The organism is Stecheria intestinalis (assembly GCF_009696165.1).
Classification (GTDB): domain Bacteria; phylum Bacillota_I; class Bacilli_A; order Erysipelotrichales; family Erysipelotrichaceae; genus Bulleidia; species Bulleidia intestinalis.
In genome coordinates this window covers 122,202-129,830 of sequence record NZ_VUMN01000002.1, presented here as the reverse complement: position 1 = coordinate 129,830, position 7,629 = coordinate 122,202, and the positions used below count along the sequence as shown (strand labels likewise).

Annotated in this window: 7 protein-coding genes; 2 read left to right on the top strand and 5 right to left on the bottom strand. The window is 47.5% G+C overall.

What is annotated here, in order from left to right; genetic code table 11:
• Positions 1–113: 113 nt before the first annotated feature.
• From FYJ51_RS02120 to FYJ51_RS02105, 4 genes are all read right to left on the bottom strand, one after another.
• Positions 114–1,082: a P-loop NTPase family protein gene (locus FYJ51_RS02120; protein ID WP_154502679.1), complete on the bottom strand. Its 969-nt coding sequence runs from the start codon at positions 1,080–1,082 to the stop codon at positions 114–116.
• Positions 1,079–2,080: a sensor histidine kinase gene (locus tag FYJ51_RS02115; RefSeq protein WP_205946122.1), complete on the bottom strand. Its 1,002-nt coding sequence runs from the start codon at positions 2,078–2,080 to the stop codon at positions 1,079–1,081. Before FYJ51_RS02115 ends, FYJ51_RS02120 begins: the two co-directional genes overlap by 4 nt.
• Positions 2,077–3,672, bottom strand: coding sequence for a helix-turn-helix domain-containing protein (locus FYJ51_RS02110; RefSeq protein WP_154502673.1), 1,596 nt, complete (start codon positions 3,670–3,672; stop codon positions 2,077–2,079). The genes FYJ51_RS02115 and FYJ51_RS02110 overlap by 4 nt, the downstream gene beginning before the upstream one ends.
• 186 nt (positions 3,673–3,858) lie before the next feature.
• Entirely contained in the window at positions 3,859–4,032 is a 174-nt protein-coding gene (locus tag FYJ51_RS02105; protein WP_205946121.1) for a hypothetical protein, read from the bottom strand.
• Between the two features lie 177 nt (positions 4,033–4,209).
• Between FYJ51_RS02105 and FYJ51_RS02100 the strand changes: the two genes are divergently transcribed.
• Positions 4,210–5,619, top strand: coding sequence for a Y-family DNA polymerase (locus tag FYJ51_RS02100; protein WP_154502670.1), 1,410 nt, complete (start codon positions 4,210–4,212; stop codon positions 5,617–5,619).
• Positions 5,616–6,110 (top strand): hypothetical protein, encoded by a 495-nt coding sequence (locus tag FYJ51_RS02095; protein ID WP_154502667.1) that lies wholly within the window; start codon positions 5,616–5,618, stop codon positions 6,108–6,110. Before FYJ51_RS02100 ends, FYJ51_RS02095 begins: the two co-directional genes overlap by 4 nt.
• 3 nt (positions 6,111–6,113) lie before the next feature.
• On the opposite strand, the gene FYJ51_RS02090 is transcribed toward FYJ51_RS02095, so the two are convergent.
• Positions 6,114–7,508: an MATE family efflux transporter gene (locus FYJ51_RS02090; protein ID WP_154502664.1), complete on the bottom strand. Its 1,395-nt coding sequence runs from the start codon at positions 7,506–7,508 to the stop codon at positions 6,114–6,116.
• Between the last annotated feature and the right edge of the window lie 121 nt (positions 7,509–7,629).

The following is a 7,629-nucleotide window of genomic DNA, read 5'->3' as shown; positions in this document are numbered from 1 at the left end:
CATATTAAAAATTTACGATTCTTTTCCTGACAGGGGCTTTTTTGCGCTTGCGAAAGCTGCAGCTTCCTCTCTTGCGACCAATAAGAAAATAAGGCGTGAACCTTGAATTGGGTTTACGCCATTGACCACCCTTCAGGCATTTTTTCTCCATGGAATCGAAGATCAGAATACTGTTCTCCGGTAAGAATCTGAAACAGTCTGCGTTTGGAATGGATGTTATATTCCACAATTGAATAAATACGGCCATGCTGAATCTCCAGATTATATGGAACGTGGTTTATTGAAATCTCTGCTTGGAAGAATGGCTGTTCTTGTTCTCTGCTTCCGGTTTTCTTCAGAGCAGGAATCATGATATCTTCTCTGGCAATATTCTCCAGCTTCTGCATGCTTCCAGGCCATCTCATATCAACCTGCTTCACAATCGTTCCCCCGAAGAAATACATGCATCGATCTGCGATCTGACCAACTCCTCTCATGCCATTGGTGTTCCAGACAATACATAGATGGTGTATGCGCTTGATTCTGCCGATCAGCTGTGAAAGCTCATTTATTTCCAGGTTATTCAAACCTTCCAGATCATTTTCCAGAGCAATGATTCTTGCACCGGAATAGATTGCTTTCGCAAGTTCTGCTTTCAGCCTTTCCATCGGAGTAAAACTGGACATCTCATCCTGAAGCTTCCTTTTTAGGCAGACTTCCTGCAGAAGAGCTTTTCCTTTCTCCTCCAGCTCTTCTTTACGGATCAGGAAGGTGCTGCAGCCGGATGAAGACATCAGAAACAGATAATCCTCCAGAAGAATGCTTGAGTTCTCTCTGATTTTCAGCCTCATGGAATCACTCAGCAGAAAGACATTATTATTGAGGAATTGTTCAGTGCTGATATCTGTATCAGGTATCACCTTGCCGGAGTATTCAGCAGCCTCTCCGCTGAGCCAGCCGAAAAAACTATATCGTCCGCTGTTGCGTTCTCCAAGCAGAGCAATCGTTTCGCCTTCTCTCAGAAGCATGCAGATATCGTGGCAGGATTCTGAGTTATTCCCCTGCGACGAAAAATCGATCAGTTCAAGGATTACCCGCTTCATATGCCATTTCTCTCCCATGGATTGCTGATCTTCGGGAGAAAGATTTCAACATCTGTTCCGCTCCCCGGTGTCGAATATACATGCATGCCATAGTTCTGCCCGAAAAGAATTCCGATACGCTTATTCACATTTTCAAGGGCAATGCCGTTTCCATGAGATTTCAGAGGTCTGACAATGCTATCCTGCTTTCCCGCAATCCGGTCGTTCAGATTCTGAAGTGTATCCGGGTCCATTCCGATCCCATCATCTGAGACAGTGATGACCAGTTCTTTTTCATCCGCATCGATGCTGATCGTGATCGTCCCTTTTATCCGGTTTTCGAATGCATGAAGAATCGAGTTTTCAACGATCGGCTGTAGCATAAGCTTGGGAACAGCACATAATTCAAGCTCTTTCTGATCTTCTTCAAAAATGATGTCCAGCTGATAGTGGTTGGAAAAACGGTAATTCTGAATATACATATAACTGCGGATATTCTGCAGTTCGTCAAAGAGAGTGACAATGTTGTCTTTCCTGCTGATACTGTATCGGAAGAAGCTCCCTAGCTTTTCCAGCATTTCTGCAATATCACGATTATCATCAAGCAATGCCTGACCGCGGATACATTCCAGCGTGTTATAGAGAAAGTGAGGATTGATCTGTGATTGAAGTGCTTCCAGCGTTGCCTGCCGATCATATTCTTCTACATCACGTTTTTCGTTCTCTTCAGAAATCTTCTTTCTGAATAATTCATCAACTTTCTGATGTTCCGGGAATGACTTCCAGGCATCAGAATTCTGAAATGATGAAAGATCAGCTTTATCCAGCGCATTTTCAGCTTCGGTTCTGATCCTTTTCCTCCACCTTTTGTCAATAGTAAAAGCAATCATGAAGAAAAAAAACATCAGAATCAGAATCCAGCTCCGGAAAGAACGATTCCATCTAAAAGCTTCTTCGGCGATACCGATGCCAAGAAGAATTGTCTCAGCGATCAAACAGCCTCTCCATCCGTTTTTCATGAGTACATCTTTCTGTAGAGAGAAGGCTTCATTCCCACAATCTTTGCAAAGCATTGTGAAAAGTACCGCACATCTGCATATCCGACTTCTGCCGCCACAGCTCCCATCGTATTCTGAGTTGTGACCAGAAGTTCTTTTGCTTTTTCAATCCGGAAGTTCGTCAGGTAATTCTGAAAATTCTCTCCGGTTTCTTTCTTGAATAATGTTGAGAAATAAGAGGAATTCATCTGGAGCTGATCGCAGATACTATCCAGAGTAATCTTTTCCTTATAATGATTGCCGATATACTCAATGGCTTCTCTGACTGGCTTGCGCGTCTGCATCCGATVCTGTCTTTCCTGATCCGCAACAACATCAGATATTTCCTTTTTCAAAGTCTCTGTGATCTTCTCCAGGCTCCAGCAATGATCGATGGTCTGGAAAATTCTTGCCTTCTCAGCTCTCATCTCATCCGTCGGAGAATAATTTGAGAAGACACAGTCTGTAAAGTCATAAGCTAGTCCGGGGATAAGGTAAGCTTCTTCCAGCTTCAGGTCCGTCAATGATTGGAATGCTTCATTGATAAGTTTCTGAAGCTCCGGAATATCAAATGATGTAGTCGCAAAGGCAATTCTTGATTTCAGTTTTGATTCAAGGATCTGCTGATGCTCATGGGGAGTGATTTTCGTTCCCGAAATCACCCGGTCTACTCCATAGCAATATCTCTGAAGAATACGCTCATCGACCGTACTCTTTGCTGAAGGAATACTCCAGAAGCTGCACCGATCAGAGATTGCCATAGTCGCATAATAGCCATGAATGCTCGAAACCTTGTTTGCCACTTCCGGGAAGATTTTTTTCAGAGCTTCTTCGGCTTCTTCCCATTTTCCGAACTCAGTATTCAGAAGACCGAGCATTTCATCTTCGGATACCGGAGCATACAGTTGTTCATAAACATGATTTCTGAAGGCATCTTCAAAGATCGAAAGAATAGTGCTGATCAGAAATTTATTCTGCAGCACATCTTCTCCATCCGCCTCATAGTCCAGCTTGATCCCGAAAAGCAGGAAATCTCCGCTTTGAAGGCTTGTCTTATAGTTGAAATTGAATGTCTCAAGTTTTTCCGGATAATTCTCCTGCATCAGTGCCAGAAGAGCTTCTCTTCCTCCCAGAATATGTTCACGCTTTGCAGTTTCTTTCAGCTCTCTGGTTTCTTCTTTTTCCTTCAGCATCTGATTATGTTCGCTGCATACCTTTTTCAGAATCTGATTCAGTTCTGTTTCGTTCACCGGTTTCAGAAGGTAATCTTCAACGCCATATTTCAGTGCGGTTCTTGCATACTCAAATTCTTTGTAGCCGCTGATCAGTATGAAATGCGGAAAAAACTGCGATTCATGAACATGGCGGATCAACTCCAGCCCGTCAATCACCGGCATCTGAATATCCGAAATCACAATATCCGGATGTTTTTCCAGAATAAATACAAGTGCTTCGCTGCTGTTGTCAAAGATTTTCAGAAGTTCTACATCAATCTCCTGAAAATGGATCAGCCTCGAAATCAGCTGACCGATTCTGTATTCATCATCAACAATAATCGCTGTGAGTTTTCCCATATCATCTAATCCAGAATTTTGTATTTTCTGCTATGGATCATTATATCCTTAAAACGAGCCTGAGTCTGTTATCAATTTTCCTTTGCAGTTCCATGCCGCGACGGTGGCTCTGCTATCAAAAGCAGAAGAACACAGGACTGAAAAAAATTGTGGTTAAGCCATTTCTGCGGCATCGGCTTCGTCAAGCTAACGCTCTGTATCGTCAATGAGTGCGGAATACTGCTCGATACTGAATAGGACCCTGGTGCCGCCATATCCATTCTTTTTGAGAAAGACAGATTCATCTGATTCCATGGCAGTCTTTTCAGGTTCCGGGAACTTATTCCGGAGATCATCAGAAACGGGACGAATGTTAATCATAGTTTCTCCTCCTTTCCTATCAATGATGATAATGCAGACTGTTCCGTGTTTTCAGATCTGTTGACAGAGTGATGCGATGCTCTTATCATTTAGAAGCAGAAGTTGCATATATATGCAATTAAAGCAACTATAAGGATCAGATTATGAATTCAATTGCGTTTGTGCAAGGAGCTTCATATGGAACATCAGGCGGAACATATCTATATCTGCATTGATCTGAAGTCCTATTATGCATCTGTGGAATGTGTGAGCCGCGGCCTGGATCCATTGAAAGCCAGGCTGCTGGTAGCAGATGAAACCCGTTCGAATAAGACGATCTGTCTGGCAGTCTCCCCTGCTCTGAAAGCAATCGGCGTGCCGAGCAGACCGCGGCTGTTCGAAGCAAAGCAGAAAATCCGGGAATATGAATACCGCCATCGCTGCAAGGTAGACTATCTGGTTGCCGTGCCGCGGATGGCGGAGTATGAACGGGTTTCTGCTGAAATCTATTCCATCTACCTGGAATATGTGGCATCCGAGGATATCCATGTCTACAGCATCGATGAATGCTTCATCGATGCAACGCCTTATCTGCATCAGTATGCAGAGCAGGCCGCATTGCAGCATATTTCTGCGGCTCACTGCATGGCGATCACGATGATCCGGCATGTGCTGAAGCAGACCAGAATCACGGCAACTGCAGGAATCGGAACGAATCTGTTCCTGGCAAAGGTTTCGATGGATATCGTTGCCAAGAAGAGTCCGGCTGACAAGGATGGGGTGCGGATTGCAGAGCTGAATGAAGAAAGCTATCGCTATCTGCTCTGGGACCATAAGCCGCTGACGGATTTCTGGATGATCGGCGCAGGAAAAGCGGCCCGGCTTGAGGCGGCCGGCATGGATACCATGGGCAAAGTGGCTTATGGCTCCCAGATCAATGAAGAATGGTTCTACCGGACGTTCGGAATCGATGGTGAGATCATCATCGATCATGCCTGGGGAATCGAGCCGGTGCGGATGTCAGATATCAAGCAGTACCGCCCTTCTTCGCACAGCCTGAATCTCGGGCAGGTACTGGCACGGCCCTATCGGTTTTCAGAGGGACGGCTGATCTTCATGGAGATGATTGACAATCTCTGCGCAGATCTGCGGAAAAAGCATCTGACCGTGAAGGATCTGTCGTTCTGGGTCAGCTATGATCCGATCACGCTGGACAAGCTTGAGGAGTATGACGGACCGGTCGTTGTGGATTTCTATGGGCGCAGAATGCCGAAGTATACGGTGAAGGCGGTGCATCTCGGGCATCGCACGGACAGTCTTTCTGAAATCCGGCGGGCTCTGCTTGCACAGTTCGACAGCAGCGTGGATCATCGTTTCTATCTCCGCCGCCTCGGAATCGCTGCTGAGAATACGTGGCATGGAGAATATCTGCTGCAGATGGATCTGTTCACGGATTATGAGCAGAAAGAAAAAGAAGAGCATCTGCAGGATGCGATCCTGGAGATCCGGAAGAAGTATGGTACCAATGCGGTGCTGAAAGGCATGAATCTTCTGAAGGAAGGCACTGCACGGGAACGGAATCTGCAGATCGGAGGACATAAGGCATGAGCGAACGCAGCGAAGTCTATCAGATCGGGATGATGCAATGCCCGGAAAATTTCCGCTACCGCAGCGTGCTGGAGCGAGGAAAGCCAGTGCATAACGGGGATTATTTCAGTCTGCGGCATCCGAAGATGGCATGTTCCAGGCGGGCAAAGCTGTTTGCACCGTTTGCGGCATTAAGCGGGTTTGAAGAGAAGATCCGGGCGGAAGAAGAAACACTGGCGCCGCGGCGGTTCCCTGATGCAGAAGCGCAGGAAGAACTGAATAGAAAACTGAACATGCTTGCAGAGATGACTGCGCAGAAGCAGAATCCGGTGAGAGCAGAAGTCTGCTTCTTCCAGTCCATGGAGACCGAGCGGAAGAATGGATTCCGGGAGCTCGGGGTCTATGAAACGATATGCGGCAGAGTCATGGCGGTCTGCTCTGAAGAACAGCAGCTGATTCTGGAAAATCGCTGCATCCGCTTTGCGGATCTGTACCGGCTCATCATTCTCTGAGTCTCAGCCGGCATAGCCGGTCAGATCATGAATCCAGGCGCCGCGGTGAACTAATATTCCGCCGATCACGCACTTGATCAGTTCTGCCGACTGCACCAGGGCAAACAGAGGAAGAATGGAAAGACTGGTGTAATGTGTCAGAAAATGTGCAGCCGGAATCGAGATCACCCAGACGAAGCATGAATCGAACAGGAACGTGATCCAGGTCTTTCCGCCAGAGCGGAGCGTGAAATACTGGGCATTCTCACATGCATACATCGGCATGCACAGAGCAGAAATGCGGATCAGTCCAGCAGCGATCTGACGGATTTCGCCGGAAGTATTGTAGATTTCCGGGAACAGGCCGGAGATCAGAAACAGCAGCAGTCCGGATACGCAGCAGAGCAGGATCGAAAAGACCGTAAGCTTTGCGGCATCATCACGGACTTCGGAAGTCTTTCCGCTGCCGAGCTCCTGGCCAAGAATGATTGCGATCGCATTGCCCATCGAGATGAAAGCGATATTGAAGACATTGCAGATCGTATTGCTGATATTGAAGGCAGCGACAATATTGAGTCCAAGCATCGAATACTGCTGAGACAGCGCGGTCTGGCCAAGCGACCAGAGTGTTTCATTGAGCAGCAGCGGAAACGCCTTCACAGCAATCTTTCCGAACAGATTTTTCGGCACATGGAGCGATGCCAGCATGCCATGGACAAACGGAAAGCGGTCTGCGCTGCGCAGCAGATAAAGCAGTACCACTGCCATTTCCACGAATCTGGAAATGACGGTCGCAATCGCGGCGCCGGTGACACCGAGAGCAGGAGCGCCGAAGTGCCCGGAAATCAGAATATAATTGCCGGTCAGGTTCACAAGGACCGCAATGAGTCCGGCCTTCATCGGCACCATCGTTTCGCCGTTCTCACGCAGCGTGCTGGCAAAGACCTGGGTTGCCGCAAATGGCAGGAAGCCGAAGTACATGACGAGCAGATAATTCTGGGCAGACGACATTGTCAGCATCATATCGCCAGATCCGCTCTCCCCTTTCAGCCACAGGCCGATGAGCTGGCTGCCGGAGAACTGGAAGATCAGCAGTGCCAGGATCGAAAGCAGAATGGCAAGCATCGCCTTCATGCGGATCGTATAGCGGATTCCTTCCTGGTCGCCTTTGCCGGCAAACTGAGCGGTGAAGATGCCGATTCCGGCAAGGCCCCCGAAGATCATCAGGTTATAGACAAAGATCAGCTGATTCACAATGGCGACGCCGGACATCTGGCTGGTGCCGACCTGCCCGACCATGATGTTGTCGAGCATGCTGACGAAATTCGAGATTCCATCCTGGACCATGATCGGAATTGCGATCTGCAGGGTATGACGATAGAATTCCCTGGTTCCGAAATAGCGGTTTTTCTGAAGCATCTTTTCCTCCCATCTGATGCACCGGTCCGGTACTCAAAGTGCTCCGACGGGTGTACAGCGGATACAAGTATAGCGGATTTCTGCAGATCAAGAAACCGCAGATCATCATGATTTGCAGGGC

Bases quoted from the DNA above. Each gene is read 5' to 3' on its own strand.
- FYJ51_RS02115 (WP_205946122.1), bottom strand. From the start codon at position 2,080: ATGAAAAACGGATGGAGAGGCTGTTTGATCGCTGAGACAATTCTTCTT.
- FYJ51_RS02095 (WP_154502667.1), top strand. From the start codon at position 5,616: ATGAGCGAACGCAGCGAAGTCTATCAGATCGGGATGATGCAATGCCCG.
- FYJ51_RS02120 (WP_154502679.1), bottom strand. From the start codon at position 1,082: ATGAAGCGGGTAATCCTTGAACTGATCGATTTTTCGTCGCAGGGGAAT.
- FYJ51_RS02105 (WP_205946121.1), bottom strand. From the start codon at position 4,032: ATGATTAACATTCGTCCCGTTTCTGATGATCTCCGGAATAAGTTCCCG.
- FYJ51_RS02090 (WP_154502664.1), bottom strand. From the start codon at position 7,508: ATGCTTCAGAAAAACCGCTATTTCGGAACCAGGGAATTCTATCGTCAT.
- FYJ51_RS02100 (WP_154502670.1), top strand. From the start codon at position 4,210: ATGGAACATCAGGCGGAACATATCTATATCTGCATTGATCTGAAGTCC.